The 24,695-nt window shown below is 68.1% G+C and carries 26 protein-coding genes; 15 read left to right on the forward strand and 11 right to left on the reverse strand.

Annotated features, from left to right (window positions below; all coding sequences use genetic code 11):
• Window positions 1–37: 37 nt before the first annotated feature.
• Window positions 38–1,453 (reverse strand): NAD(P)H-quinone dehydrogenase, encoded by a 1,416-nt coding sequence (locus ACJH6I_RS06035; protein ID WP_318986386.1) that lies wholly within the window; start codon window positions 1,451–1,453, stop codon window positions 38–40.
• A 60-nt stretch (window positions 1,454–1,513) separates the two neighbouring features.
• Here ACJH6I_RS06035 and ACJH6I_RS06040 point away from each other — a divergent pair, with 60 nt between their 5' ends.
• A complete protein-coding gene (locus ACJH6I_RS06040; protein ID WP_267318214.1) occupies window positions 1,514–1,981 on the forward strand; it encodes a gamma-glutamylcyclotransferase in 468 nt (155 codons plus the stop codon).
• Window positions 1,982–2,075: 94 nt separating this feature from the next.
• Here the strand turns inward: ACJH6I_RS06040 and ACJH6I_RS06045 are convergent, their stop codons facing one another.
• The 3 genes from ACJH6I_RS06045 to ACJH6I_RS06055 all read right to left on the reverse strand — a co-directional run bounded on the left by ACJH6I_RS06045 (window position 2,076) and on the right by ACJH6I_RS06055 (window position 5,556).
• On the reverse strand, window positions 2,076–2,963 hold the full coding sequence (locus tag ACJH6I_RS06045; protein ID WP_318986385.1) for a hypothetical protein: 888 nt from the start codon (window positions 2,961–2,963) through the stop codon (window positions 2,076–2,078).
• Window positions 2,964–3,178: 215 nt separating this feature from the next.
• Window positions 3,179–4,348, reverse strand: a complete 1,170-nt coding sequence (locus ACJH6I_RS06050) for a M20 family metallopeptidase (protein ID WP_318986384.1) — start codon at window positions 4,346–4,348, stop codon at window positions 3,179–3,181.
• Window positions 4,345–5,556 carry a M20 family metallopeptidase gene (locus tag ACJH6I_RS06055; RefSeq protein WP_318986447.1) on the reverse strand — a complete coding sequence of 404 codons (1,212 nt, stop codon included), beginning with the start codon at window positions 5,554–5,556 and terminating at the stop codon, window positions 4,345–4,347. The genes ACJH6I_RS06050 and ACJH6I_RS06055 overlap by 4 nt, the downstream gene beginning before the upstream one ends.
• 1 nt (window position 5,557) lies before the next feature.
• On the opposite strand from ACJH6I_RS06055, the gene ACJH6I_RS06060 reads away from it, so the two are divergent.
• Window positions 5,558–6,418, forward strand: a complete 861-nt coding sequence (locus ACJH6I_RS06060; RefSeq protein WP_318986383.1) for a purine-nucleoside phosphorylase — start codon at window positions 5,558–5,560, stop codon at window positions 6,416–6,418.
• A 66-nt stretch (window positions 6,419–6,484) separates the two neighbouring features.
• Here ACJH6I_RS06060 and ACJH6I_RS06065 read toward each other — a convergent pair whose 3' ends face one another.
• Window positions 6,485–6,685 carry a hypothetical protein gene (locus ACJH6I_RS06065; RefSeq protein ID WP_318986382.1) on the reverse strand — a complete coding sequence of 67 codons (201 nt, stop codon included), beginning with the start codon at window positions 6,683–6,685 and terminating at the stop codon, window positions 6,485–6,487.
• 47 nt (window positions 6,686–6,732) lie between these two features.
• Entirely contained in the window at window positions 6,733–6,897 is a 165-nt protein-coding gene (locus ACJH6I_RS06070) for a colicin E3/pyocin S6 family cytotoxin (protein ID WP_406783838.1), read from the reverse strand.
• On the opposite strand from ACJH6I_RS06070, the gene ACJH6I_RS06075 reads away from it, so the two are divergent.
• Together ACJH6I_RS06075 and ACJH6I_RS06080 are read left to right on the forward strand one after the other, a co-directional pair.
• Window positions 6,877–8,436: a phospho-sugar mutase gene (locus tag ACJH6I_RS06075; RefSeq protein ID WP_406783852.1), complete on the forward strand. Its 1,560-nt coding sequence runs from the start codon at window positions 6,877–6,879 to the stop codon at window positions 8,434–8,436. The genes ACJH6I_RS06070 and ACJH6I_RS06075 overlap by 21 nt on opposite strands.
• An 83-nt stretch (window positions 8,437–8,519) precedes the next feature.
• Window positions 8,520–9,056, forward strand: coding sequence for a hypothetical protein (locus ACJH6I_RS06080; RefSeq protein WP_318986381.1), 537 nt, complete (start codon window positions 8,520–8,522; stop codon window positions 9,054–9,056).
• Here the strand turns inward: ACJH6I_RS06080 and upp are convergent.
• Entirely contained in the window at window positions 9,053–9,676 is a 624-nt protein-coding gene (gene upp / locus ACJH6I_RS06085) for a uracil phosphoribosyltransferase (protein ID WP_318986380.1), read from the reverse strand. The genes ACJH6I_RS06080 and upp overlap by 4 nt on opposite strands.
• Before the next feature lie 50 nt (window positions 9,677–9,726).
• On the opposite strand from upp, the gene ACJH6I_RS06090 reads away from it, so the two are divergent.
• The 7 genes from ACJH6I_RS06090 to ACJH6I_RS06120 all read left to right on the forward strand — a co-directional run bounded on the left by ACJH6I_RS06090 (window position 9,727) and on the right by ACJH6I_RS06120 (window position 17,148).
• Entirely contained in the window at window positions 9,727–10,032 is a 306-nt protein-coding gene (locus ACJH6I_RS06090; RefSeq protein WP_318986379.1) for a type VII secretion target, read from the forward strand.
• Window positions 10,029–11,129, forward strand: coding sequence for a C40 family peptidase (locus tag ACJH6I_RS06095; protein WP_318986378.1), 1,101 nt, complete (start codon window positions 10,029–10,031; stop codon window positions 11,127–11,129). The genes ACJH6I_RS06090 and ACJH6I_RS06095 overlap by 4 nt, the downstream gene beginning before the upstream one ends.
• Window positions 11,130–11,188: 59 nt before the next feature.
• Window positions 11,189–11,371: a hypothetical protein gene (locus tag ACJH6I_RS06100; protein ID WP_318986377.1), complete on the forward strand. Its 183-nt coding sequence runs from the start codon at window positions 11,189–11,191 to the stop codon at window positions 11,369–11,371.
• Window positions 11,372–11,381: 10 nt separating this feature from the next.
• A complete protein-coding gene (locus ACJH6I_RS06105) occupies window positions 11,382–12,665 on the forward strand; it encodes a primosomal protein (RefSeq protein ID WP_318986376.1) in 1,284 nt (427 codons plus the stop codon).
• Window positions 12,666–12,710: 45 nt separating this feature from the next.
• Window positions 12,711–13,550, forward strand: coding sequence for an alpha/beta hydrolase (locus ACJH6I_RS06110; protein WP_318986375.1), 840 nt, complete (start codon window positions 12,711–12,713; stop codon window positions 13,548–13,550).
• Between the two features lie 194 nt (window positions 13,551–13,744).
• Window positions 13,745–14,194, forward strand: coding sequence for an MmpS family transport accessory protein (locus tag ACJH6I_RS06115; RefSeq protein ID WP_318986374.1), 450 nt, complete (start codon window positions 13,745–13,747; stop codon window positions 14,192–14,194).
• Window positions 14,191–17,148 (forward strand): MMPL family transporter, encoded by a 2,958-nt coding sequence (locus ACJH6I_RS06120; RefSeq protein ID WP_318986373.1) that lies wholly within the window; start codon window positions 14,191–14,193, stop codon window positions 17,146–17,148. Before ACJH6I_RS06115 ends, ACJH6I_RS06120 begins: the two co-directional genes overlap by 4 nt.
• Here ACJH6I_RS06120 and ACJH6I_RS06125 read toward each other — a convergent pair.
• The 4 genes from ACJH6I_RS06125 to ACJH6I_RS06140 all read right to left on the reverse strand — a co-directional run bounded on the left by ACJH6I_RS06125 (window position 17,127) and on the right by ACJH6I_RS06140 (window position 20,884).
• Window positions 17,127–18,212 (reverse strand): adenosine deaminase, encoded by a 1,086-nt coding sequence (locus ACJH6I_RS06125; RefSeq protein WP_020102806.1) that lies wholly within the window; start codon window positions 18,210–18,212, stop codon window positions 17,127–17,129. The genes ACJH6I_RS06120 and ACJH6I_RS06125 overlap by 22 nt on opposite strands.
• A gap of 28 nt (window positions 18,213–18,240) precedes the next feature.
• Complete coding sequence (locus ACJH6I_RS06130) at window positions 18,241–19,062, reverse strand: dienelactone hydrolase family protein (protein ID WP_212806673.1); 822 nt, start codon at window positions 19,060–19,062, stop codon at window positions 18,241–18,243.
• Window positions 19,063–19,113: 51 nt separating this feature from the next.
• The gene (locus ACJH6I_RS06135; RefSeq protein WP_318986372.1) at window positions 19,114–20,403 is read right to left on the reverse strand and encodes a thymidine phosphorylase; all 1,290 of its coding nucleotides are present in this window, start codon (window positions 20,401–20,403) and stop codon (window positions 19,114–19,116) included.
• A gap of 85 nt (window positions 20,404–20,488) precedes the next feature.
• On the reverse strand, window positions 20,489–20,884 hold the full coding sequence (locus tag ACJH6I_RS06140; RefSeq protein ID WP_318986371.1) for a cytidine deaminase: 396 nt from the start codon (window positions 20,882–20,884) through the stop codon (window positions 20,489–20,491).
• 225 nt (window positions 20,885–21,109) lie between these two features.
• Here ACJH6I_RS06140 and sdhC point away from each other — a divergent pair, with 225 nt between their 5' ends.
• The 4 genes from sdhC to ACJH6I_RS06160 are packed head-to-tail and all read left to right on the forward strand — an operon-like array spanning window position 21,110 to window position 24,576.
• On the forward strand, window positions 21,110–21,544 hold the full coding sequence (gene sdhC, locus ACJH6I_RS06145; protein ID WP_212806679.1) for a succinate dehydrogenase, cytochrome b556 subunit: 435 nt from the start codon (window positions 21,110–21,112) through the stop codon (window positions 21,542–21,544).
• A 59-nt stretch (window positions 21,545–21,603) separates the two neighbouring features.
• Window positions 21,604–22,023: a succinate dehydrogenase hydrophobic membrane anchor subunit gene (locus tag ACJH6I_RS06150; protein WP_061002042.1), complete on the forward strand. Its 420-nt coding sequence runs from the start codon at window positions 21,604–21,606 to the stop codon at window positions 22,021–22,023.
• 11 nt (window positions 22,024–22,034) lie between these two features.
• Complete coding sequence (sdhA, locus tag ACJH6I_RS06155; RefSeq protein ID WP_212806680.1) at window positions 22,035–23,789, forward strand: succinate dehydrogenase flavoprotein subunit; 1,755 nt, start codon at window positions 22,035–22,037, stop codon at window positions 23,787–23,789.
• Between the two features lies 1 nt (window position 23,790).
• Window positions 23,791–24,576: a succinate dehydrogenase iron-sulfur subunit gene (locus ACJH6I_RS06160; RefSeq protein ID WP_020102797.1), complete on the forward strand. Its 786-nt coding sequence runs from the start codon at window positions 23,791–23,793 to the stop codon at window positions 24,574–24,576.
• Window positions 24,577–24,695: the final 119 nt, after the last annotated feature.

Consider the following 24,695-nt stretch of genomic DNA (forward strand, 5'->3'; position numbering starts at 1 on the left):
GCGTGACCGAGCCTACGTGGTCGGCGCGGTTCGCGTGTCAGTCCAGATCGTCGTGAGCCATGAGCCGGCGGGCCGTCTCGATGATCGAGCCCGACAACGACGGGTAGACCGACAGCGTCTGCGCCAGATCGGTCACCGAGATCCGGTTCTGCACCGCCAGCGCGATCGGCAGGATCAGCTCGGAGGCGATCGGCGCGACGACGACGCCGCCGATCACCACACCGGTGGCCGGGCGGCAGAAGATCTTCACGAAACCGTGCTCGAGCAGCGACATCTTGGCTCGCGCGTTGGTGTTCAGCGGCAGCATCAGGGTGCGGGCCGGCACCGTGCCGGCGTCGATCGCGGACTGCGGCACGCCGACCGCGGCGATCTCCGGGCGCGTGAACACCGCGGCGGCGACCGTCCGCAGCCTGATCGGCGAAACCCCTTCACCCAGTGCGTGATACATCGCGATGCGGCCCTGCATGGCGGCCACCGAGGCCAGCGGCAGCAGGCCGGTGCAGTCGCCCGCGGCGTAGATGCCCGGCGCCTTGGTGCGCGACACCCGGTCCACCGTCAGGTAATTGCCCGGACCGAGTTCGATGCCGGCCTTCTCCAGCCCCAGGCCCGAGGTGTTGGGCACCGACCCGATACTCATCAACGCGTGGCTGCCCTCCACGACGCGGCCGTCGGCGAGGCTGACCTTGACGCCGGTCTCGGTCCGGACCACCGAATCGGCGCGCGCGTTCTTGACCAACGTCACACCGCGCTCGGAGAACACCTCCTCCAGCACCGCGGCGGCGTCGGAGTCCTCGTGCGGCAGGATCTGGTCGCGGCTGGCCACCACCGTGACCTTGACGCCCAGTTCGGTGTAGGCGTTGCAGAACTCGGCGCCGGTGACGCCCGAGCCCACGATGACCAGGTGCTCCGGCAGGTCGGTGAGGTCGTACAGCTGCCGCCAGTTCAGGATGCGTTCGCCGTCGGGCACCGCGTTGGGCAGGACCCGGGGGCTGGCGCCGGTCGCGATCAGCACCACGTCGGCCTTCAGCACGCCGGACCGCCCGTCGGGCGTCGTGACCTTGACCCGGTGGTGCGCCATTCCCGGGATGCTGTCGACGAGCTCGCCGCGGCCGGCCACGACGTTGACACCGGCGCGCAGCAGTTGCCCGCCGATGTCGACGGACTGGCTGCGAGCCAGCGTCTTGACCCGGTTGTTGATCTGCGGCAACGAGATCTTGGCGTCCTCGATCTTGATGTCGAAGCCCAGCCCGTCGGCGCGGCGCAGCTCGGTGCGCACGCCCGTCGACGCGATGAAGGTCTTGGACGGCACACAGTCCCAGAGCACGCAGGCACCGCCGATGCCGTCGCGGTCGACGACGGTCACCTCGGTCGCCTCACGGCCGTAACCGGCGGCGACCAGGGCGGCCTCATATCCGGCGGGACCGCCGCCGATGATCACGATGCGGGTAGCCACGGCTACATCTAACCCCGAGTTGGGTGTTGGTCGCCGGACAACAAGCCGTAGGCTTGCCGAGTGCCGCTCTACGCCGCTTACGGATCGAACATGCATCCGGAGCAGATGCTTCAGCGGGCGCCTCATTCTCCGATGGCGGCCACGGGGTGGCTGCACGGCTGGCGACTGACGTTCGCCGGCGCCGACATCGGCTGGGAGGGCGCGCTGGCGACGCTGGTCGAGGATCCGCTCTCGAAGGTCTTCGTCGTGCTCTACGACATGACCCGCGAGGACGAGGAACGCCTGGATCGGTGGGAAGGCTCCGAGCTGGGGATCCACAAGAAGATCCGCTGCCGGGTGCACCGGGTGTCGTCGGACACCTCGACCGACCCTGTGCTGGCCTGGATGTACGTCGTCGACGCCTGGGAAGGCGGGCTGCCCTCGGCGCGGTACCTCGGCGTCATGGCCGAGGCCGCCGAGATCGCCGGCGCCCCCGCGGACTACGTCCACCACCTCCGCACCCGCCCCTCCCGCAACATCGGGCCGTAGTCCCTTTTTCTTTCCCGCGAGCGGCAACCTCCTTTCCGCGAGCGGCCGTGTTTGTACAGCGACACACCGTGTTTCGCGTGCAATTTGGGGTCGCTCAGGCGGCGCGAGCGCGCCCGAAGTTCGCGTTGATGCGCGCGACGAGGTCGTCCGGGCGGTAGCGGACGTCCTCGAACACCATCGAGATCGCCGTCCATCCGACGTCCATCAGTGCCGAACTGCGCTCGCGGTCGGCCAACATCGCGTCCGGTCCGCTGTGCCAATCCAATCCGTCGTACTCTGCGGCGACCATGTACTGCGGCCACGCGAAATCCAGCCGACGCAGCTTTCCCCGGCCGTCGATGACCTCGTATTGCAGTTCGGGCATCGGTAGGCCGCCGTCGATCATCACGAGGCGCGCCTCGCTCTCCATCGGCGACTCCGCGCGCGGATCTGCGATCGGCAACATCTCCCTCACGATGACGATTCCACGACGTCCGGCCTGCCTGGTCACCGCTCGCGACAGCTCCACCCGGTCGCAGGTGCCGGAACGCAGAGCAGCATCGAGCGTCGCCAGTACACGTGGCCTTCGCAGCGAGCGTGCCACTTCGATCGCAGTCCACGCCGGCGCGGTCGCGGGCCGGCCCTGCTCCACAACCATCGGTGCGCCGTCGCGGCGATGGATCACCAGTCCATCGGCGTGCCGCAGATGTGAACCTGCGGGATTGAGCACATGCAGGTCCTTGGGATTCTCGGTGTCGAATCCGTAGAGGGCCGCCGCCGTCCCCAGACACACCGGGACCGGCTTGCCGGCCGAGAGGTCCAGGCCGCGCAGCCGCGTCCAGTCGTCGGGTTCACCCCGCGAGTAGATCCCTTGCCAGATACGTTCGAGGGCACCAGTTTTCAGATACGAGTCAAATGTCCTGCGGGACAGCTTCGACAGGATCTGAGCGCTGGTAGCTACTCCATGCTGGAGGTCGAGTAGTGCTTGAAGGTCGGCGTCCACGTCGTTGATGCTCTGCTTCCACGGCTGTGGCCGAAAGGCGCATCAGACGATCTGTGGATCAATCACGAACTGTGGAATTTCGCGGCACGTGGATCAGGTGCGCAGTTCACGGCCCCTCGGCGAGCGTGAGCGGCCCCAAGATGCACGCGAAACACGGCGTGTCGGCGTACAAACACGGCCGCTCGCGGTTAGGAGCAGACACGCGCGCCCGCGGGTTAAAAAGCGGCGGCCTGTTCGATGATGTTGACGAGGACCCGGACGCCGACGGCGAGGGCGCGTTCGTCGAGGTCGAAGGTCGGCTGGTGCAGGTCCAACTGCGGGCCGACGCCGGGCCACACGCCGAGGCGCGCCATGGCCCCCGGCACCTCCTCGAGATACCACGAGAAGTCTTCGCCGCCACCGGATTGCTTGGTGTCGGCCAGGGCATCGGGGCCCAGCGCCTCGATGGCGTGGGTCATGATGCGCGTCGAGAGTTCCTCGTTGACCACCGGCGGGACGCCGCGGCGGTACAGCACCGTGTGATCCACGTTGAGCGGCGCCAGCAGGGACGAAACGATCTCGCGGACAATCGATTCCATCTCGACCCAGGCATCACGGCTGGCGGTGCGGATGGTCCCGGCCAGGGTGCCCGTCTGCGGGATGGCGTTCGACGCGAATCCGGCGTTGACCGCGCCCCACACCATGACGGTGCTGTGCCGCGGATCGACGCGGCGGGACAAGATGCCGGGCACCCCGGTGATCAGCGAGCCGAGCGCGTAGACCAGATCACCGGTCAGGTGCGGGCGCGACGTGTGGCCGCCCGGCGAGTGCAGGGTGATCTCCATCTGATCGGCGGCCGAGGTGATGGGACCCGGAATGGTGGCGACCTTGCCGACCTCGAGCCGCGGATCACAGTGCAGCGCAAAGATTCTCGACACACCAGCCAGTGCACCCGCGGAGATGGCGTCCAGCGCGCCGCCGGGCATCAGCTCCTCGGCGGCCTGGAACACCAGGCGCACACCGACCGGCAGCGTCGGCGCCGACGCCAGAGCCAACCCGGTGCCGAGCAGCACCGCGGTGTGCGCGTCGTGTCCGCAGGCGTGCGCCACATTGGGCACGGTCGAGGCGAACGGCAGGCCGGTGCGCTCGTCCATCGGCAGCGCATCCATGTCGGCGCGCAGGGCGATCCGCGGCCGGTCCTCGGGACCGAAATCGCACGTCAGGCCGGTACCGCCGGGCAGAATCTTCGGGTTCAACCCGGCCTCGGCCAGCCGCGTCGCAACGAACTTGGTGGTCTCGAACTCCTGCCGGCCCAACTCGGGGTTGGCGTGCAGATGCCGCCGCCAGCCGACCAGGTCGTCGTAGTTCGTGGCCAGCCAGCGCTCGGCGTGGTCCGAGAGGGTCATCCGCGCCCTGCCTTCACTTGTCGCTGAACCGCCGCCCGGTCCGCCATCTTCTGCAAAACCCGAGCCCGCTCGTCAGGCGCCTGCGCCAGCGCAACCACCGTGCGCGCCAACATGATCGCGCCTTCGGTGACGGCCTTGTCCGCACTCGGCCCCGCCGCCGCCGCGGTGAACTCCGGCTGATGGATCGACGCGCCATTGGCCTCGATCCCGACGACCGGGTGGATTCCCGGCATCACCTGCGTGACGTTGCCCATGTCGGTACTGCCAAGGGGCACAGACACTTCCAGGTCCACCGGCAGCGGCGTCCGGCCGAGACGCTCCATCTCGGCGCGGAACACCGTCGTCAACCACGGATCGGGCGTCAGCGCGTCATACCGCGGCGACACCTCCGTCACCTCGTGCGTGCAGCCCGCCGCCAAGGCGCCGGCCGCGAAGCACGAGAACATGCGTACTTCCAGTTCGTCGAGTGACGCGGAGTCCGTGGCCCGCATCGTGTACAGCAATTCCGTATGCGCCGGAATCACATTCGGCGCCTGACCGCCGTCGGTGACGATGCCGTGCACCATCTGACCGGGCGTCAACTGCTGACGCAGAAGCCCGATCGCGACCTGGGCGACCGTCACCGCATCGGCGGCGTTGATGCCCAGGTAGGGCGCGACGGCGGCGTGCGACTCGCGCCCGCGGTAGGCCACAGACACCTCGGACAGCGCCAGGGACCGCGCCCCCGCGATGTCGACCGGACCGGGGTGCAGCATCACCGATGCCGCGACGTCGTCGAATACGCCGGCTTTCAGCAGCAACGCTTTTCCGCCGCCGGCCTCTTCGGCGGGCGTACCGATCAATGCCACGGTGATGCCGATCTCGTCGGCGACCTCGGCCAGCGCCAGCGCCGTGCCGACCGCCGACGCGGCAATGATGTTGTGCCCGCACGCATGTCCGATACCGGGCAGCGCGTCGTACTCGGCGCAGACGCCGATCACCAGCTCGCCGCTGCCGTAGTCGGCACGGAACGCGGTATCCAGGCCGCCGGCGGCCGGGGTGACGTGGAAGCCGCGCTCGGCCACGAGCGCCTGGGTCTTGGCGCAGCTGCGGTGCTCCGCGAAAGCCAGTTCCGGTTCGGCGTGGATCGAGTGGGACAGCTCGATCAAATCGGCACGGTGACGCGCGACGGCATCGGTGACCGTCTGCAGGGCGTCTCCCGTCAGCATCATGGAAGTATCGCACCGGCCTGTTCGGCCGCAGCTGGCAACTAAGGTGGACGCCGTGACCGATCCGCAGGCCACCCCTGACTCCGCCGCCGCTGCGGCCGCCGCCGCCATCCGTGACCGCACCGGAATCGCCGGCTTCGACGTGGCCGTCGTCCTCGGTTCCGGCTGGGCCCCGGCCGCCGCCGTGCTGGGCGAGCCGTCAGCCACCATCGCCATGGGTGACCTGCCCGGATTCACCCCACCGACCGCGTCGGGTCATGGCGGTCAGGCACTCGCGCTGCAGGTCGGCGGCCGCAACGTGCTGGTCCTGCTGGGCCGCATCCATGCCTATGAGGGCCACGACCTGCGCCATGTCGTGCACCCGGTGCGCACCGCCATCGCGGCCGGTGTGGGCACCGTGGTGCTGACCAATGCCGCCGGCGGCCTGCGTGCGGAGTACTCGGTGGGCCAGCCGGTGCTGATCAGCGACCACCTGAACCTGACGGCGCGGTCGCCTCTGGTCGGCGCCCAGTTCGTCGATCTCGTCGACGCCTATTCGCCGCGGCTGCGGGCACTGGCCCGCGCGGTCGACCCGTCGCTGACCGAAGGCGTGTATGCCGGGCTGCCCGGCCCGCACTACGAGACACCCGCCGAGATCCGGATGCTGCGCACCCTGGGCGCCGACCTGGTCGGCATGTCGACCGTGCACGAGACCATCGCGGCCCGCGCCGGCGGCGCCGAGGTGCTGGGCATCTCGATGGTGACCAACCTGGCGGCCGGTATGACCGGTGAGCCGCTGAGCCACGCCGAGGTCCTGGAGGCCGGACGCCAGTCAGCGACCCGGATGGGGACGCTGCTGGGCGAGGTGTTGGCGCGGTTGTGAGACAGCGACACCAAGCTTTGATGGAGGCAACGCCCAACGAAAGCCGATTCAGGCGTTTCGAAACTTCTATGAGCCCTCGTAGCAACCCAACTGATAGATGAGCGCTTCATCGATTGCAATCGGCTGATCCGCATACTCCGCCAGTGATCGAACCGCATCGAGGTTCGGAATATCGAAGTCAAAGGGCTCCACAGGAATGTCATCGTCGACCCGCAGGATCTCGCGAATCGCAGCCACCGTCAGACGGGTCAGATGCGTCTCCTGCACTAGTCGCTCCGTCGTGCGGTCAAAACCCTGAAGCCACCACGTAAGCACTACGGCTCCACCTTCCTTCCGGGATCTGCTGGCTTTGTCTGCGCACCCGTGCCCGGGTCGAACTCGCCTTGATGAACGCCACGCTTGTTGTAGACCTCAACCTTGCCGTGCTGGCTGTCCCACTCGTAGATAGTCCCGTCGTCATCTTTCCAACGTCGCCGCATACGTCCGCCCACTGCGAGCACAATGGCCCCGTGAACCACACACCCCTGACCTTCGGCACCGCGGGCCTGCGTGGCCCCATGCGTGAGGGCCTCGACGCCATGAACGTCACCACCGTCAGCCGCGCGACGTGGGCCGTGGCGCAGGTGCTCAAGGACCGTTGCCTGGGCGGGTCGACGGTCGTGGTCGGCCGGGACGCCCGGCACCACTCCGACGAATTCGCCACCGCGACCGCGGAAATCTTTGCCGCCGAAGGGTTTTCCGTCATCCTTCTCCCCCACCCCGCGCCGACCCCGGTCGTGGCCTACGCGGTGCGGCAGCTCGACGCCGTTGCCGGCGTACAGATCACCGCTTCGCACAATCCCCCTGCCGATAACGGCTACAAGGTGTACTTCGACGGCGGCATCCAGATCGTCCCACCCACCGACCGGGACATCGAAACGGCCATGCGGCAGGCACCGACCGGCATCGCCCGGCAGCCCGTCACGCCCGTCGACGAAACCCTCATCGAGCAGTACGCGCGCCGGGCCGGGTCACTACGCCGGACACAAGGCGAGGTCCGGGTGGCGCTGACCGCGATGCACGGTGTCGGTGGCGCGCTGGCGATCGACGTCCTGAACCGCGCCGGTATCAGTGATATCCGGACGGTGGCAACACAATTCGAGCCCGATCCCGACTTCCCCACCGTCGCGTTCCCCAACCCCGAGGAACCCGGCGCCACCGACCTGCTGCTCGCCCTCGCCGCCGAGGCCGGCGCCGAAGTCGCCATCGCCCTGGACCCCGACGCGGACCGCTGCGCCGTGGGCATCCCGACCACGAGTGGCTGGCGCCTGTTGTCCGGTAACGAAACCGGTTGGCTGCTGGGCGATTATCTGCTGTCGAACCTGACTCCCGAGGAAGCCGCGACCACCGTCGTCGCCAGTTCACTGGTCTCGTCGCAGCTGCTCGCGAAGATCGCCGCCGACCACGGGGCCCACCACGTCGAAACGCTGACGGGCTTCAAATGGCTGGCGCGCGCCGACCAGGACATCCCTGGTGCCACGCTGCGGTACGCGTACGAAGAGGCCATCGGGCACTGCGTCGACCCCGATGCCGTGCGCGACAAGGACGGCATCAGCGCGGCCGTGGTGTTCTGCGATCTGGTTGTGGCACTTCGCCATCAGGGCCAGTCGGTGCAGGATCGGCTGGACGCCCTGGCCACGAAATTCGGCGTCCACGTCACCGGCGCGGTCTCGGTGCACACCGACGCCGACGCGGTGATGGCCCGCCTGCGCGCCGAGCCGCCGGCCCAGATCGCCGGTGTCCCGGTGCGGATCGAGGACCTGGCCGAGCTGCGGGGAAAACGGCGCACCGACGCCCTGGTCTTCACCGGCGGTGGCCTGCGGGTGGCGGTGCGCCCGTCGGGAACCGAGCCAAAGATCAAGTGCTACATCGAGGTCAGCAAGCCGCCGACCGCCGATCTGGCGACCGGTCGGACGTCGGCCGCAGCCGAACTACGCGACGTCGAGGCCGTGGTCACCGGCCTGCTGGCCCCGGCCTGACGCCGAACCGTAGGGAGATCCCTTATATCCGGCGGGCTCCTGTGCGACTTAGCCTCGATTCATCGGAGGAAAGAGGTGTCGGCATGTCGGACAACACACTCGCTCGGCGCTGTGGTGGCGCCGCGACGGTCCTGATCGGCGGAATCGGTACTGCGGGCATCGCTCTCGCCCCACCGGCGGCCGCGGTCCACGCCGAGCAGTACATCTCGACGTACTGTCGGCCTGCCACCGTGCAGGACTGCCGGCAGCCGGCGGTGCTCCGCTTCGACCTTCCGACCGACGACTGGGTGCAGCCGTCCTTCACCAATGCCGCCGACGGCTGTTCCGATATCTCGGTGCGCTTCTCGGTCAGCCCCGCAGGAACTCCGGGCACCCTCAGCAGCAGCTACCGGCTCAGCCCTGGCCAGACCGCCGTGGGCCCGCACGCCCACATGTCGGCAGGTGCGATGCAGGTGAGCGTCTTCGCCACCGGAATCGAAGGCGGTTGCAACACCGGCGCTCTCATGGCCTGGGGCGGCACGGTGTCCGTCGACTCCACCGGCAAGCCGAATCTGCCCGATGCGGTTCCCCGGCCGAGCCAAACCCCGCTACCGACCCCGACCGGGCCGATCGTCCACTAGCGCGGACCGAACTGCCGATCCCCCGCATCGCCCAGGCCCGGCAAGATGTAGGCATCGTCGTTCAGCGCGGCATCGATGGTGGCCGTGAACAGTCGCAGTGACGGAACCGCCTTCTCCACCAACACAATTCCCTCCGGCGCACACACCACGCACACCGCGGTGATGTCGTCGGCCCCGCGGTCGACCAGGAGTTGCAGGGTGTACGCCAACGACCCACCGGTGGCCAGCATCGGGTCGAGCACCATCACCGGCCGGCCACTCAGGTCGGCCGGTAGGGACTCCAGATACGGCGTCGGTTGGTGAGTCGTCTCGTCGCGCGCCATGCCGACGAAGCCGACCTGGGCCTCCGGAATCAGCGCGTGTGCCTGGTCGACCATGCCCAGGCCCGCCCGCAGCACCGGAACCAGCAGTGGCGGGTTCGACAGACGCGAGCCGGTGCACGCGGCGACCGGGGTCTGCACCGGCAACTCCTCGCTGGCCAGCGAGCGCGTGGCCTCGTAGACCAGCATCAGCGTCAGATCGCGCAGCGCCGCCCGGAACCCGGCGTTGTCGGTGCGCTCGTCGCGCAGAGTGGTCAGCCGCGCCGCGGCCAGAGGGTGATCGACGACCCGGACGTCCATGGGCGCCAACATTAATGGAACCGAACGGGCGCGGCGCCCGTCTTATCCACATGATCCGAAACCTGACCGTGGACCCGTCAGCCCTGCACAACCTGTCCGCGGACTACCGCGGTCACAGCACCGAACTGGCCGCGCACGCCGCGGACCTGACCGCCATCGCCCGACAGTTCGACGTGTTCGGCCCCGTGGGCGAGGCCTTCGCCGCGGCCCTGGCGCAGGCGACGCACCACCAGGCCCAGTTGGCGTACCGCCTCAGCGCGCATCTCGACGCCGGCGCCACGACCGCCGTCGCCACCGCGAACACCTTCGTCGACGCCGACCACAACGTCGGCGGCCGGATCGGAACCTGGTGGTGACGGGCTCCCTGACAGCCGCGCTGGCCGCGCCGATCCGAGACGTGCAGGCACTGGTGGGCCCCGGCTTCTCGGGCGCGGATCCGGCCGGTGCCCTGCGTGCGGTGCAAACCGGGCTCGACGGCGTGGCCGCCGCTGCCGACGACGGGTGGCAGCGGACCCAGGACCAGTGGACCGGCACGGCAGCAGGCAGTGCGGGCCAGTTCGCGAGCGCGGCGGTCACCGCCATCGTGGCGATGGCGATGACGGCCGGGCAACTGAGCACGCACACCGAACGGTCCGCTGCCGCGGTGGCCCGGGCCCGCGAGCGCCTCCAAACCATCCTCCAGAACTTCGAGGCCCGCGCGACCGAACTGGAAGCCACTCTCGAATCCCCTGCCGACGCCGCCGCGCTCGTCGACGAAGCCGGCCGGGCCCTGGCTGAGGCCATCAGCGTCGTCGACGAGCTGCACACCGAACTCGCCACGCAGGCCGAGCAGATCACCGCGACGACGAGCGCCGCCGCACCCCAGAGCCACGGATCAGATTGGGAGACAAGCGGATCACGCCCGGCCGTGAGCCTGCCCAGCCTGGGCGCGTCCGGTGGCCAAGGTGCGACCGGGGCCGGCAGACTCGGCGCCCTCGCCACTCCCGCGGCGCACGCCGCGCAAGCGGCACTCAGCACACGGAACCACCGCCGGCCACCCGACCCCGGGAAGTTCGGCGCCGGCGAGGCCGTCACGTTGCCCGACGGCCGCACCGCCACCGCACCGAACAAGGTCGCCGCCGACGCGGTGCGGCACGCCCTCACCCAGCTCGGCGTGCCGTACGTGTGGGGTGGCACGACGCCCGGCGTTGGCCTGGACTGCAGCGGCCTGACGCAGTGGGCGTACCGCGAAGCGGGACTCGACCTGCCGAGGCTGGCGCAGGAGCAGGACGTGGGCGCCGCCGTCGACCGTGGCTCGCTGCGCCCGGGCGACCTCGCGGTGTGGGACGGCCACGTCGCGATGATCGTCGGGAACGGCCTCATGGTCGAGGCGGGCGATCCGGTTCAGCTGTCCCCGATCCGGACGACCAACCTGAATCAGGGTTTCCACGGCTTCTTCCGCCCGACGGCATGACACCGCCGCATGACGATCAAGCAGCGAGGAACGAGCGCGATGAGGAATGCGGCCCATAGATGAAGCCGGAATACGACGACGCGATGGCCCGCGCCCGCGCGGCGCTCGCGGTGTTCCGGCGCACGGCTGCCGAGCTGTCGAACGCCGACGCCACCGCTGATGTCACCACGGCCCTGCGCCACCTGCGCGACGATCTGCACCGACAAGATGCCCCCAGCGTGGCCCGACCCACACGTCGATAGGCTGTGCCGCATGGCTGCTGACATCGTGCCGGTTCGGCTCGGGTTGACCAATGGCGATCTGTACACCCTGTGGGCGCCGCTGTGGCGCGACTCCGACGACGAGTGGGAAGCGTTCCTGGGTCACGGCGACGACCTCTACGCCTTCGAATCCGTCGCGGACCTGGCCGCTTTCGTGCGGACCAACACCGACAACGACCTCGCCGACCATCCGAAGTGGAAGGCGCTCGGCGAGGCCAACGCCCACCGCCTCAACCCCGACGAGAGCCACATCCACGACCTGGTCGGCGTGCCCGAGCTGGTCGCCGAGAAGCCCACCGAGGAATCCGTCACCTCGCTGCGGCGGACGCTCCAGGTGGTCGGCGCGCTCGGTTCGGTCTGCGACCTGATCGCGGTCGCGAAGTTCTTCAACGGCAACCCCGTGCTGTCGACGCTCGGCGGCGGCGCCGAGGCCTACTCGGGCCGGGCCGGCCGTAAGCGCTGGGCCGACATCGAGGCGGCCGTCGGCCGCAGCTGGGACCACGTGCTCGACGCCATCGACGCCCTGGTGACCACCCCCGAGGTCGACGCCAAGGCCGCAGAGAAGGCCCAGGCCGAACTCGACGGGCCCGCACCCGAGCCCGAGGAAGACGAACTCGAGGAGGTCGACGAGACCGACGTCGACGACGTCGTCATCGAGGACGAGGTCGACACCGACTCCGAGGAGGCGGCCCTCACCGCGCAGGCCGAGCGGCAGCTGCTCGGCAGTGACGAGGACTTCTGGGAGCGCGTCGGCATCGACCCGATCCGCATCATGACCAAGGGCGCCACCCTCTACACGCTGCGCTGCTACTACAACGACCAGCCGCGGTTCCTCGGCCGCAACGGCCGGATCAGCGTGTTCGGCTCGGAGCGCACCCTGGCCCGCTACCTGGCCGACGAGCACGAGAGCGACCTGTCCAGCTTCGAGGCCTACAGCGACATCCGCACCGCTGCCACCGACGGCTCGCTGCAGATCCGCGTCACCGAGGACAACGTCTACGTGCTCAGTGGCCTGTCCGACGACATCGCCGACGGCCCCGAGGCCGTCGACCGCGAGCAGCTGGACCTGGCGGTCGAGTTCGTGCGCGACGTGTGCGACTACGCCGAGGACGGCACCGCCGACAAGTACCTGACCACCAGCCAGCCACTGGGCAAGTTCGTCGGTCATGTGCTGGAGCCCGAGACCGTCGGCGCCCCGTCGAAGCCGTACGCCGAGGCCGTGGCCCAGTGGGAAACCCTGGAGCGTTTCGTCGAGTCGCGCCTGCGTCAGGAATGACGCGCGGTGCGATGAGTTAGAGCGACTGGTCGGGTCTGCACTGACATGACCCAGACCAGCGCCCAGCCCATCATCCGAAATCTCGCCGTTCCCGGCGCCACGCTGCATTACGAGGTGCGGGGCAGCGGGCCGGTGTTGGCCGTCATCGGTTCGCCCATGACGGCATCGGAGTTCGTCGCGGTGGCCGATGCCCTGGCCGCCGACCACACCGTCGTGACGTACGACCCGCGGGGACTCGGCGCCAGCCCCATCGACGATCCCGCACAGGACTCGACGCCCGAACTGCGGGCCGACGACGTCGCCGCGGTCCTCGAGGATCTCGGTGCCGGTCCGGCCGACGTGTTCGGCTCCAGCGGCGGCGCGGTGACCGGCCTGGCGCTGGCCGCCAAGTACCCCGGTTGGGTTCGGACGCTGATCGCGCACGAGCCGCCGCTGCTGGAGTTGTTGCCGGCTTCGGAAGCCGCCAAGCAGCGCGCCGCGACGCGGGACATCATCGACACCTTCCACAGCGACGGGCCGGGCGCGGCCATGGCGAAGTTCATGGCGACGGCGGGCTTCGATCAGGCCGACGACGGCGCTCCCGGGCCGCAGGGGCCGCCGCCCGCTCCCGATGAGATGACCAAGCAACTCGCCGACCTGTCCCGGTTCTTCAACCATGAATTGCTCTGCACCACAACGTATGTGCCCGATGTTGAGGCGTTGCGGGCCGGCCGGGTCGTGGTGGGCATCGGCGCCGAGTCGGAACATCTCATCACCTACGGCACCTCACTGGCGCTGTGCCGCCTGCTGGGCGTCGAGCCCGTCATCTTCCCGGGCGATCACGGCGGGTTCATGAGTGCGCCCGGCGAATTCGCCGACGCGCTGCGGGCCGTTCTGTCCGACTGAAACCCCGAGTCGCCCGGCCACCGCGCGCGCTCACAGCCGACACACAACTACGCCGCGTTGCAAAATTAGTTAGCAAGGCGTAAGAATTTCCCAAGAATCCGCTGAGTGAGCGGAGCCGCCTGCCGAGCGCAGGCGAAGGCAGCAGCTTGATCGTCGGGGATTCGGTCAGCGCGTGTTGAGCGGAAGGTGGTCGGGTGCGGTCGGAATCAAAGGGCCTGCTGAAGAAAGTCTGGATACCGCTCGTCCTGGTGGCCGTATTGGCGGTGTCGGGCCTCGTGGTGTCCCGCCTGCACGCGAAGTTCGGGTCGGAGAACCTCAACGCGCATGCGGGCGCAGGCGTCGAGATCGTCCAGTTCAACCCCAAGGTCCTGGTGTACGAGGTCTACGGGCCGCCGGGAAGTTCGGCGGAGATCAGCTATTTCGATCCCGACGCCAACGTGCACTCGGTGAGCGCCGCGCTGCCCTGGTCCGTCACCCTGTCCACCACGCTGCCGACCGTCAGCGCAAACCTGATGGCGCGCAGCGACAGTGAGCAGAGCAGCGACCACATCGGCTGCCGCGTCACGGTGAACGGGACCGTCCGCGAGGAGCAGTCCGCCGATGGCGTCAACGCCCAGACCTACTGCCTGGTGAAGTCCGCATGACCGAAACACTTGAGACACAGCACAAGACGGCGGAGAAGCGGCCGAAGTTCGCCCATGCGCTGCGCATCCTGTCGGTGCCGATCATCCTGTTCTGGGTCGCGATCGCCGTTCTGGTGAACGTGATCGCGCCGCAACTGGAAGTCGTCGGTGAAATGCACGCCGCGCCGATGGCGCCCGAGGACGCCCCGTCGATGCACGCGATGAAGCTGATGGGCGCGAACTTCAAGGAGTTCAACTCCAACAGCACGATCATGATCGTCGTCGAGGGCAAGGAACCGCTCGGTCCGGACGCCCACAAGTACTACGACGAGATCATCCGCAAGCTGCAGCAGGATCCCGAGCACATCCAGCACATCCAGGATTTCTGGGGTGACACGCTGACCGCGGCCGGCGCGCAGAGCGCCGACGGCAAGGCGTCCTACGTGATGATCAACCTCGCGGGCGAGCAGGGCATGACGCTCGCCAACGAGGGTGTCGACGCCGTCCGCAAGGTCATCGAGGAGACCAAGGCTCCGCCCGGAGTCCAGGCGCATGTCGCCGGGCCCGCTGCCCTCACGAACGACATGCACGTCATCGGCAACGCCAGCCTGGTCATGATCACGGTGATCACCCTGGCCGCGATCGCAGGCATGCTGCTCGTGGTCTACCGCTCGGTCCGGACCACCCTGGTCCAGCTGTTCCTGACGTTCCTGGCGCTACTGACCGCGCGCGGCGTGGTGTCGGTCCTGGCGACCCACGACGTGTTCGGGCTGACGACCTTCGCGGGCAACATCCTGACGATGCTGGCCATCGCCGCGGCCACCGACTACGGCATCTTCATCTTCGGGCGGTACCGCGAAGACCGCGGCATCGGATTGGACCGGGACGACTCGTACTACGCGACGTTCAAGTCCGTCGCACCCGTCATCGTGGGTTCCGGCCTGACCATCGCCGGCGCGACGTACTGTCTGAGTTTCTGCCGCCTGCCGTACTTCACGACGATGGGCGCCCCGGTCGCGATCGGCATGCTCGTCGTGGTGGCGATCTCGGTGACGCTCGGCCCAGCCGTGCTGTACCTCGGCAGCCGCGTCGGGATGTACGAGTCCAAGCGACCGCCGCAGAGCCGCTTCTGGCGCCGCATCGGGACGGCCGTCGTGCGGTGGCCCGCACCGATTCTGGTGGCCAGCCTGTTCGTCGTGCTGGTCGGCATCGTCGCCATCCCCGGCTACAAACCGGCCTACAACGACCGCTATTACCTGCCCGAGGACGCGCCGGTGAACGTCGGCTTCGCCGCCGCCGACCGGCACTTCACGCAGGCCCGCATGAACCCCGACATCCTGATGGTCGAGTCGACGCACGACATGCGCAATCCCGCAGACATGCTGGTGCTCAACAAGATCGCGAGCAACGTGATGCACACCGACGGCATCGCCATGGTGCAGAGCATCACCCGGCCGCTGGGAATTCCCATCCAGCACAGCTCGATTCCGTTCCAGACGAGCGTCTCGGGCCAGACCAGCAACATGAACCTGCCGTTCCAGCGCAAGCAGCTGGAGGACCAGCTCCGGATGGTCGACGCCACGAACGTGTCGATCAGCATCCTCGAGAAGCAGTACGCGCTGTCGCTCGAGCAGACCAAGCTGACGCAGGACTCGGCCCGTAAGTCGCAGGCGCTCCTCGAGGTCACCGAGGAGATGCGCAACAACATCGCCAACTTCGACGACCAGTTCCGGCCGATGCGCAACTACTTCTACTGGGAACCGCACTGCTTCGACATCCCGATGTGCGCGGCGATGCGGTCGGTGTTCGACTCCCTGGACGGCATCGATGAGCTGACCGACCGGACCGGCGACGTCCAGGTCAACACCGACAAGCTGGCCGACCTGGCACCGAAGCTGACGGCGCTGCTCCCCCAGACCATCGCGTCGATGAAGACCAGCCGCGACCTGTCGCTGGCGTCGTACAACTCGCAGAAGGCCCTCATCGACCAGATGCAGGCCATGAACGACACCGCGTTGTCGATGGGTGCCGCATTCGACGGCGCCAAGAACGACGACCTGTTCTACCTGCCACCCGAGGCCTTCCAGAACCCGGACTTCCAGCGCGGCCTGAAGATGTTCATGTCGCCGGACGGCAAGTCCGCGCGCATGTTCATCACGCACCAGACCGACCCCGCGACGGTCGACGGCATCAACCGCGTCGAGTCCGAACGCAAGGCCGCCCAGGACGCCTTGAAGATGTCGTCGCTGTCGGACGCCAAGATCTACCTCGGCGGCGTCGCGGCGACCTACAAGGACATGGCCGACGGCGCCCGCTACGACCTGATGATCGCCGTGGTGTCATCGCTGACGCTGATCTTCATGATCATGCTCATCCTGACGCGCAGCGCGGTCGCGGCCCTGACGATCGTCGGCACGGCGGGCAGTTCCATCGCCGCGTCGTTCGGCATCTCGGTGCTGTTGTGGCAGGACCTGTTCGGGATTCAGGTGCAGTGGCTGGTCATGCTGATGTCGGTCATCATCCTGTTGGCGGTCGGCTCGGACTACAACCTGCTGCTGGTCTCCAGGTTCCAGGACGAGATCCACGCCGGCCTCAAGACCGGCATCATCCGGTCCATGGCCGGCACCGGCGGTGTCGTCACCTCGGCCGGACTGGTGTTCGCGGCCACCATGGCCGGCATGATGGCCAGCAAGCTCATCGTGCTGGCACAGATGGGTTCGACGATCGCCATCGGTCTGCTGATCGACACCTTCATCGTGCGGTCACTGCTCATGCCGTCGATCGCGGTGCTGCTGGGCCGCTGGTTCTGGTGGCCGCAGGTGGTGCACCCGCGCGGCAGGTACAACACCGAGAAGTTCGTGCCGAAGGCGTTCCAGCAGCCCGCCCGGCAGGAGCCGGTGTCGGCGGGCGCCGCCGGTCGCTCCGGCTTCGTCGACGACACCCCGACCGACAGCTACCCCACCAGCACGGCGTAGCGCGGTTTGATGACGTCGTCGATGATCGCCAGTCGCTCGTCGAACGGGATGAAGGCCGACTTCATGGCGTTGATGGTGAACCGCTGCAGGTCGGTCCAGCCGTAGCCGAACTCGTTCACGAGGAGCGCCATCTCCTGCGTCATGGTGGTGTCGCTCATCAGGCGGTTGTCGGTGTTCACGGTGACGCGGAAGCGGAGCCGCGCCAGCTGGTCGAACGGATGCTCGGCGATGCTGGCCGCGGCGCCGGTCTGCACGTTGCTGCTCGGGCACATCTCCAGCGGAATTCGCTTGTCCCGCACGATGTTCGCCACCCGACCCAAGTGAAAGGTGCCGTCCGGCCCCTCCTCGATGTCGTCGACGATGCGGACGCCGTGGCCCAGCCGGTCGGCGCCACAGAACGCGATGGCCTCGTGGATGGACGGCAGGCCGAAGGCCTCACCGGCGTGAATCGTGAACCGCGCGTTGTTGCCCCGCATGTATTCGAAGGCATCGAGGTGGCGGGTCGGAGGGTAGCCGGCCTCGGCACCGGCGATGTCGAAGCCGACCACACCCCGGTCGCGGAACCGGATGGCCAACTCAGCGATCTCGCGAGACCGGGCAGCGTGCCGCATGGCGGTGACCAGGCAGCGGACCGTCGTCACCTGCCCGGCCGCGGCCGCCGCCTTCTCGCCGTCCGCGAACCCGGCCAGCACCGCGTCCACGACCTCGTCCAGCACCAGACCGCCGTCGATGTGCAGTTCGGGCGCGAACCGCACCTCGGCGTAGACGACGTTGTCGGCGGCCAGATCCTCGACGCATTCGTACGCGACGCGGTACAGCGCATCGGTGGTCTGCATGACGCCGACGGTGTGCGCGAACGGCTCCAGATACCGGACGAGCGATCCGCTGTGCGCCTGGGTGCGGAACCACTTCGCGAGCTCGTCGACGTCCATGGTGGGCAGGTCGCCGTAGCCGCTCTGTTCGGCCAGCTCCACCACCGTGGCGGGACGCAGCCCGCCGTCGAGGTGATCGTGCAACAGCGCTTTCGGTGCCTGCTTGATCTGATCCAGCGTCAGGGTGGTCATCTGTCCATCTTGCGCCGGATCGTCGCTTTTAGCCCGCCGGCTCGTCCGCCAGCAGCAGCCGCGTCCGGAACAGATCCAGCACCTGGTCCAGCGCCGCCCGGGTGGCCTGGCCCGGCTCGTCGATCAGGTGCTCGGTGACCACCGAGTGCGGCGCCAGGCGCGCATCCGGGTTGGCGTCGGCGTCCTCGAGTTCGACGGCGATGAAGGCGTCACCCAGCTGCTCGCGCAGGAAGTCGAAACGCTCTGCGGGCACCAGCTTGTCGCTCTTGAACCGCATGCCGATGACGTTGAGGCCCGCGGCGCACCGGCCCTTGACGACCTCCAGGTCGGCCGGCGAGATGTCGATGTTGCGGCGCTGCTTGGCGGTCAGGCCCAACGGCATCGACGGCTGGGACAGCACCGGCGCCAGGATGACGTCGTCGGTGGCCATCGCCAGGGCGTAGCCGCCGGTGAAGCACATGCCGATGGCGCCGACGCCGGGGCCACCGCAGCGCTTGTGTTCGGCACGGGCCAACGCGCGCAGCCAATCGACCACCGGCGACGTCTTCCCGGTCGCGAGGATGGTGAACTCCTTGCTGATGCACGACGGCAGCGCCGACCCCATGGCCTTGAGTGCCGCCAGGTTGCTGGCGTTCGGATCCAGGCCGGGGATGCCGAACAGGTGCGGCAGCACGGCGGTACAACCCAGGTCGGCGACCTTGCGGGCGAAGTCGAGAACCTTGGGCGTGATGCCGGGTATCTCGGCGATCACGATGACGGCCGGACCGGTGCCCTTCCGAAAGACCGTGCGGGTCGTGCCATCGTGGGTGAACTCGGTGCGCTCGAAGTCGCGGAGGTCATCGTCAGCCATGCGGACGACCCTAGTGGCGGGCGGGGTCGCTGACCACCGTTGGTTTCGCGGCTATTCGACGCGGTCGAGCACCACGGGACGCTGCGGCGGCGCCGCGTCGTCCACCGACCACCCGCCGTCGAGTTCGGCCAGCGCAGACGGCAACCGCTCGGGGGTCTCGGTGTACAGCGTGAACAGGGTCTCACCGGCCGCGACGGGCTCGCCGCTGCGCCGGTGGAGGTACAGCCCCGCCCCGGCCTGCACCGGGTCTCCGGGCTGGGCCCGTCCCGCGCCGAGCCGCCACACCGCCATCGCCATCGCCATCGCGTCGACGTCGCCCATCACCCCGCTTCGCGACGCCACGACCGTCTCGGTGTGCGTCCCCATCGGCAGGGGCGCATCGGGATCGCCACCCTGTGCGGCGATCAGTTGCCGGAAGCAGTCCATCGCGGTGCCGTCGGTCAGGGTCTGGGCGGGGTCGACGCCGTCGAGGCCGGCCACGTCGAGCATCTCGCGCGCCAGGGCGACAGTCAGTGCGACGACGTCGTCCGGGCCGCCGCCGGCCAGCACCTCCAGCGACTCGGCGACCTCGATCGCGTTCCCGACCGCGCGACCGAGCGGCCGGTCCATGTCGGTGAGCAACGCCCGCGTCGGGACGCCGTAGGCCGTGCCGAGGTCGACCATGGTGCGCGCCAGCTCACGCGACTCGGCCTCGGTCTTGAGGAACGCACCGCGACCGACCTTGACGTCCAGCACCAGCGAGCGGGCGCCCTCGGCCAGTTTCTTGCTCATGATCGAGCTGGCGATGAGCGGTAGCGATTCCGTCGTGCCCGTGACGTCGCGCAGGGCGTAGATCTTGCGGTCGGCAGGCGCCAGGTCCCCGGCCGCGAAGATCGCCGCGCCGATGCCGGAAAGCTGTTGGCGGATAGCGTCTTTCGACAGCTCGGCGGTGAATCCGGGGATCGCTTCCAGCTTGTCCAACGTGCCGCCGGTGTGCCCGAGGCCACGGCCGGCGGCCTGTGGGACGGCGCCGCCGCAGGCCAGGACGACGGGCACCAGCGGGATGGTGATCTTGTCGCCGACGCCGCCGGTGGAGTGCTTGTCGACCAGTGCGAGCGGACGGCCTTCGCGCCGCAGGTCGGTGAAATCGAAGCGCTCCCCCGAGTCGACCATGGCCGCGGTCCAGCGGGTGATCTCGGCCGGCGTCATGCCGCGCAGGAAGATCGCCATCAACAAGGCCGACATCTGCGCGTCGGCGACGCGCCCATGGGTATAGCCGTCGATCACCCAGTCGATCGCGGCGTCGGACAGCACACCGCCGTCGCGTTTGGTGCGAATGACTGTCGGCGCATCGAACGGCATCGCTGGGATCCTCCTGCCGGGGCCTCGGTCGACCCCATCGAAACTGGTTACCGGCGGGTAATCAGAAGTGTTGCACCGCTTGGCGTTACCGGCGGTTCAGGTCATCCGGCCCGAAGGCGTCGGGCAGCAGTTCGGCCAATGGCCGCGGACCCGATGCGTGATCGATCAACATGGCCGGCCCACCGTGCTCGAGCAGCACCTGCCGGCAGCGTCCGCACGGCATCAACACGGCCCCCGAACCGTCCACACACGCCAGCGCGAGCAGCCGTCCACCACCGCTGGAATGTAGGGCGCAGACCACAGCACACTCCGCGCAGAGGCCAAGGCCATATGAGACATTTTCCACATTGCAGCCCACCACGATTCGGCCGTCGTCGACCAGCGCTGCCGCCCCCACCGGGAAGTGCGAATAGGGTGCATAGGCACCCCGAGAAACAGCTATGGCCTTGTCCCGCAACAGTTTCCAGTCAATTTCCGGCATCACTGACACCCCGTTCCCGGCACCCCGACACTGCCTCGAGGACCGACCCGACCACCAAGTAAGTTAATGTAGGCAAACCTAATTTCCGGCGCGGGTTGCCCATTCCCCCCACACGCTAGTTCTGACTGTGCGCAAATTGGGATTAGAGTCGCCCCGAGGTTTGGGCTCGGCACGCGAAAAAGTTGCTGCCGGGTCACGCGTCCACCGACGGCGTTGGAGGTCGAAATGAGTACAGCGGCAGCCGCGGAATCCGCCATACCCGCGCCGCGTTCAGCACAGAAGCGACGGAGCCTGTATCGCGGAGACCCGGGCATGTGGTCCTGGGTGCTACACCGCATCACCGGTGCCACCATCTTCTTCTTCTTGCTGGTCCACGTTCTGGACACGGCTCTGGTCCGGGTCAGCCCCGAGGCCTACAACGAGGTGATCAACACCTACAAGACACCGATCATCGGGTTCATGGAGATGGGCCTGGTCGCGGCGGTGCTCTACCACGCCCTCAACGGCGTGCGAGTCATTCTGATCGACTTCTGGCAGCAGGGACCCAAGTACCAGCGGGTCATGCTGTGGACCATCCTGGCCATCTGGATCGCGGTCGTCATCGCCGCAGTTGGGGTAGAGGGCATGCACATGGTTGAGCACTACGGGTGGCTCAAGTGACCACGCACACCGATTCCGGCGCCGCCGAGGCGCGCCGCGGGGGCCGTCCGGCCCCGGTCATGGAGCGCGAGCACGACCGCCCCGCAGCCCTCGATCACCCGCGCGCTCCCCGGCGCGCCCGTGGCATCCCCTACTTCGAGAAGTACGCCTGGCTGTTCATGCGCTTCTCCGGCGCCGCGCTGGTGCTGCTCGCCCTCGGTCACCTGTTCATCGGGCTGATCTGGCAGAACGGCGTCTACCGCATCGACTTCAACTACGTCGCGCAGCGCTGGGCCTCGCCGTTCTGGCAGATCTGGGACATGGCCCTGCTGTGGCTGGCGCTGGTGCACGGCGCCAACGGCATGCGCACCATCATCGGTGACTACGCCCGCAAGAACACCACCAAGTTCTGGCTGAACTCGATTCTGCTGCTGGCCACCGGATTCACCCTGGTGCTGGGCAGCTACGTGCTCGTCACCTTCGACGCGAACATCAAATAGGGGCTCGCAGGATGATTCAGGAACATCGCTACGACGTCGTCATCGTCGGTGCCGGTGGCGCAGGCATGCGCGCGGCCGTGGAAGCCGGCCCGCGCGTGCGCACCGCCGTGCTGACCAAGCTGTACCCGACGCGTTCGCACACCGGTGCCGCGCAGGGCGGCATGTGTGCCGCACTCGCCAACGTCGAGGACGACAACTGGGAGTGGCACACCTTCGACACCGTCAAGGGTGGCGACTACCTCGCTGACCAGGACGCCGTCGAGGTCATGTGCAAGGAAGCCATCGACGCCGTGCTGGACCTCGAGAAGATGGGCATGCCGTTCAACCGGACGCCCGAGGGCCGCATCGACCAGCGTCGCTTCGGCGGTCACACCCGTGACCACGGCAAGGCCCCGGTCCGCCGCGCCTGCTACGCCGCCGACCGCACCGGCCACATGATCCTGCAGACGCTGTACCAAAACTGCGTCAAGCACGACGTCCAGTTCTTCAACGAGTTCTACGCGCTCGACGTGGTCCTCACCGAGACCCCCGGCGGCCCCGTCGCCACCGGCGTCATCGCCTACGAGCTGGCCACCGGCGACATCCACATCTTCCACGCCAAGGCGATCGTCTTCGCCACCGGCGGCTCGGGCCGGATGTACAAGACGACCTCCAACGCCCACACCCTCACCGGTGACGGCCTGGGCATCATCTTCCGCAAGGGACTTCCCTTGGAGGACATGGAGTTCCACCAGTTCCACCCGACAGGCCTGGCCGGCCTCGGCATCCTGATCTCGGAAGCCGTGCGTGGTGAAGGTGGGCGTCTGCTCAACGCCGAAGGCGAGCGCTTCATGGAGCGCTACGCCCCCACCATCGTCGACCTCGCGCCGCGTGACATCGTGGCCCGCTCGATGGTGCTGGAGGTCCTCGAGGGCCGCGGCGCCGGACCCAACAAGGACTACGTCTACATCGACGTGCGTCACCTCGGTGAAGAGGTGCTGGAGGCCAAGCTTCCGGACATCACCGAATTCGCGCGCACCTACCTGGGCGTCGACCCCGTCACCGAACTGGTGCCGGTGTACCCGACGTGCCACTACGTCATGGGCGGTATCCCGACCACGATCAACGGCCAGGTTCTGCGCGACAACGTCAACATCGTCCCGGGCCTGTACGCCGCCGGCGAGTGCGCCTGTGTCTCGGTGCACGGCGCCAACCGCCTGGGCACCAACTCGCTGCTCGACATCAACGTGTTCGGCCGTCGCGCCGGCATCGCGGCCGCCGAGTACGCGCAGAACCACAACTACGTCGAGCTGCCGGACAACCCGGCCGACATGGTCGTGGGCTGGGTCGGCGACATCCTGTCCGACCACGGCAACGAGCGCGTCGCCGACATCCGCACCGCGCTGCAGCAGTCGATGGACAACAACGCCGCCGTGTTCCGCACCGAGGAGACCCTCAAGCAGGCACTGACGGACATCCACGCGCTGAAGGAGCGGTACAGCCGAATCACGGTGCACGACAAGGGCAAGCGCTACAACAGCGACCTGCTCGAGGCCATCGAGCTGGGCTTCCTGCTCGAACTGGCCGAGGTCACCGTCGTCGGTGCGCTGAACCGCAAGGAATCGCGTGGCGGCCACGCCCGCGAGGACTACCCGGACCGCGACGACACCAACTACATGCGCCACACCATGGCCTACAAGCAGGGCGCCGACCTCCTGTCCGACATCCGGCTGGACTACAAGCCTGTCGTCCAGACCCGGTACGAGCCGATGGAACGGAAGTACTGACATGAGTGCACCCGTATTGGACAAGCCCGAAGCCGGCGACCCGCCGCTGCCCCCGGTGCCCGAAGGCGCCGTCATGGTCACGCTGAAGATCGCCCGGTTCAACCCGGAGAACCCGGACGCCGCCGGCTTCCAGAGCTTCCGCGTGCCCTGCCTGCCCAGCGACCGGTTGCTGAACCTGCTGCTGTACGTGAAGGGCTACCTCGACGGCACGCTGACGTTCCGCCGGTCCTGCGCACACGGCGTGTGTGGCTCGGACGCCATGCGGATCAACGGTGTGAACCGGCTGGCCTGCAAGGTCCTCATGCGTGACCTGCTGCCGAAGAAGCCCGGCAAGGACCTGACCATCACCATCGAGCCCATCCGCGGCCTGCCCGTGGAGAAGGACCTCGTGGTCGACATGGAGCCGTTCTTCGACGCCTACCGCGCCGTGAAGCCGTTCCTCATCACGTCGGGCAACCCCCCGACCCGTGAGCGCATCCAGTCGCAGACCGACCGCGCCCGCTTCGACGACACCACCAAGTGCATCCTGTGCGCCTGCTGCACCACGTCGTGCCCGGTGTACTGGAGCGAGGGCTCGTACTTCGGCCCCGCCGCCATCGTCAACGCGCACCGGTTCATCTTCGACTCGCGTGACGAGGCCGCCGCCGAGCGTCTGGACATCCTCAACGAGGTCGACGGCGTGTGGCGCTGCCGCACCACCTTCAACTGCACCGAGGCCTGCCCCCGTGGCATCCAGGTGACCAAGGCGATCCAGGAAGTCAAGCGCGCCTTGATGTTTGCCCGCTAGGGCGTTTTGCGTCGAACGTGAAGAAGATCGCGAGAATTCGCCCCTCAAAGTCAATCGATTAGTGCAACGTGGCTAGGCGGCTTGGTTCAAGAGCGCGGCTAGGCGTTGGGCTGGGGTGT

Origin of the sequence: Mycobacterium sp. SMC-13, from assembly GCF_045311035.1 — a bacterium.
In the GTDB taxonomy this organism is placed as follows: domain Bacteria; phylum Actinomycetota; class Actinomycetes; order Mycobacteriales; family Mycobacteriaceae; genus Mycobacterium.

Excerpts from the sequence above, each read along its gene's own strand:
- ACJH6I_RS06110 (WP_318986375.1), top strand. The coding sequence starts at position 12,711 with ATGACCCAGACCAGCGCCCAGCCCATCATCCGAAATCTCGCCGTTCCC.
- ACJH6I_RS06105 (WP_318986376.1), top strand. The coding sequence starts at position 11,382 with ATGGCTGCTGACATCGTGCCGGTTCGGCTCGGGTTGACCAATGGCGAT.
- ACJH6I_RS06150 (WP_061002042.1), top strand. The coding sequence starts at position 21,604 with ATGGAGCGCGAGCACGACCGCCCCGCAGCCCTCGATCACCCGCGCGCT.
- ACJH6I_RS06050 (WP_318986384.1), bottom strand. The coding sequence starts at position 4,348 with ATGACCCTCTCGGACCACGCCGAGCGCTGGCTGGCCACGAACTACGAC.
- ACJH6I_RS06160 (WP_020102797.1), top strand. The coding sequence starts at position 23,791 with ATGAGTGCACCCGTATTGGACAAGCCCGAAGCCGGCGACCCGCCGCTG.
- sdhA (WP_212806680.1), top strand. The coding sequence starts at position 22,035 with ATGATTCAGGAACATCGCTACGACGTCGTCATCGTCGGTGCCGGTGGC.
- ACJH6I_RS06090 (WP_318986379.1), top strand. The coding sequence starts at position 9,727 with ATGATCCGAAACCTGACCGTGGACCCGTCAGCCCTGCACAACCTGTCC.
- upp (WP_318986380.1), bottom strand. The coding sequence starts at position 9,676 with ATGGACGTCCGGGTCGTCGATCACCCTCTGGCCGCGGCGCGGCTGACC.
- ACJH6I_RS06135 (WP_318986372.1), bottom strand. The coding sequence starts at position 20,403 with ATGCCGTTCGATGCGCCGACAGTCATTCGCACCAAACGCGACGGCGGT.
- ACJH6I_RS06060 (WP_318986383.1), top strand. The coding sequence starts at position 5,558 with ATGGAAGTATCGCACCGGCCTGTTCGGCCGCAGCTGGCAACTAAGGTG.
- ACJH6I_RS06125 (WP_020102806.1), bottom strand. The coding sequence starts at position 18,212 with ATGACCACCCTGACGCTGGATCAGATCAAGCAGGCACCGAAAGCGCTG.
- ACJH6I_RS06070 (WP_406783838.1), bottom strand. The coding sequence starts at position 6,897 with ATGCGGCGACGTTGGAAAGATGACGACGGGACTATCTACGAGTGGGAC.
- ACJH6I_RS06140 (WP_318986371.1), bottom strand. The coding sequence starts at position 20,884 with ATGCCGGAAATTGACTGGAAACTGTTGCGGGACAAGGCCATAGCTGTT.
- ACJH6I_RS06100 (WP_318986377.1), top strand. The coding sequence starts at position 11,189 with ATGAAGCCGGAATACGACGACGCGATGGCCCGCGCCCGCGCGGCGCTC.
- ACJH6I_RS06080 (WP_318986381.1), top strand. The coding sequence starts at position 8,520 with ATGTCGGACAACACACTCGCTCGGCGCTGTGGTGGCGCCGCGACGGTC.
- ACJH6I_RS06055 (WP_318986447.1), bottom strand. The coding sequence starts at position 5,556 with ATGCTGACGGGAGACGCCCTGCAGACGGTCACCGATGCCGTCGCGCGT.
- sdhC (WP_212806679.1), top strand. The coding sequence starts at position 21,110 with ATGAGTACAGCGGCAGCCGCGGAATCCGCCATACCCGCGCCGCGTTCA.
- ACJH6I_RS06130 (WP_212806673.1), bottom strand. The coding sequence starts at position 19,062 with ATGGCTGACGATGACCTCCGCGACTTCGAGCGCACCGAGTTCACCCAC.
- ACJH6I_RS06120 (WP_318986373.1), top strand. The coding sequence starts at position 14,191 with ATGACCGAAACACTTGAGACACAGCACAAGACGGCGGAGAAGCGGCCG.